Origin of the sequence: Streptococcus rubneri, from assembly GCF_004785935.1 — a bacterium.
GTDB classification, from domain to species: Bacteria; Bacillota; Bacilli; order Lactobacillales; family Streptococcaceae; genus Streptococcus; species Streptococcus rubneri.
The window spans coordinates 1-1,276 of sequence record NZ_SRRP01000004.1 but is presented as its reverse complement, the minus strand read 5'-3'; the positions used below and the strand labels follow the sequence as shown (position 1 = coordinate 1,276).

At 40.1% G+C, this 1,276-nt stretch carries 1 protein-coding gene; it reads right to left on the bottom strand.

Translation table 11 applies throughout. The features are described 5' to 3' along the window. Nucleotides 1-1,276, bottom strand: a 1,276-nt coding sequence (locus tag E5S68_RS10490; protein ID WP_208642716.1) for a mucin-binding protein, incomplete at both ends; no start/stop codon positions are given.

Genomic DNA, 1,276 nt, shown 5'->3' with positions numbered 1-1,276 from the left:
TTTTGGATCAACTGGTTGATCTGGATTTGGTTTTGGTTTATCTGGATCGATTGGTTCGATGCGTTCGCGAAGGGTAACTGTGAACTCTTGGTCAAATGCTTTATCAAAGTCAAAGTTCTTATTAGCTGCACTTGTAAAGCCATCGCTAACGAGTTCATAACCTTTACGTTTGTATGCTGCGATCTTATCAGCTGTGCTGTAATCAATTGCTTCACCGGATTTACCTACGACTTGGTCACGGCTCAATTCAGTGTTGCCTTTTTCATTGACATACTTGATAATCGCTTTTTGAGCATCACGAACGTAAGTTACTGTAACTTCAAAGTCTGGTGCTGTCGCTTCAACTCCTGTTACAGCTGGAACTACATCTTTATCAGCAGTATAGCCTTGGATTTTTGGAGTTAAAACAGTATCAAAAGTAGTATCCTCTGATGTCCAAGGACGATAATCCACATGACCGGTTACCAAGTTGACATAAGCAAAGCGTTTGAAGTGAAGAGTTTCTGTCACATCATCTTTTGCTTTAGAGCCATCTTCGTAAACATAATGAATTGTACGTGTTACATCATCTTTGTTAACGACATCTTTGACTGGATCTGGCCATTTCGGTGTATCTGGATCTTTTGGATCAACTGGCTGATCTGGATTTGGTTTTGGTTTGTCTGGATCGATTGGTTCGATGCGTTCACGAAGAGTAACAAAGAATTCTTGGTCTACTTTGGCATCGAAGTCATATTTCTTATTCACAGAATTCGTGAAACCATCGTTGACTAATTCATAACCTTTGCGTTTAAATGCTGAAATCTTACCATCTGTGCTGTAATCAATCGCTTCACCTGATTTACCATTGACCACATCACGATCTAATTCCACATTGCCTTTTTCGTTGACATACTTGATGATCGCTTTTTGAGCATCTTTCACATATGTTACAACTTCGACAATATCTTCAGCTCCAGCTTTGACACCTTTGACTTCTGGTACCACCAATTTATTAGCAGTGTAACCTGTGATAACTGGAGATTTCACTGCATTGAAGGTATCATCACTTGTAGTCCATTCACGGTAGTCGATGTGACCGGTTACCAAGTTAACGTATGCAAAGCGTTTGAAGTGAAGGGTTTCTGTCACATCGTCTTTCGCTTTAGAACCATCTTCGTAGACGTATTTCACGGTACGTGTTACATCGTCTTTGTTAACTACATCCTTAACTGGATCTGGCCATTTCGGTGTATCTGGATCTTTTGGATCAACTGGTTGATCTGGATTTGGTTTT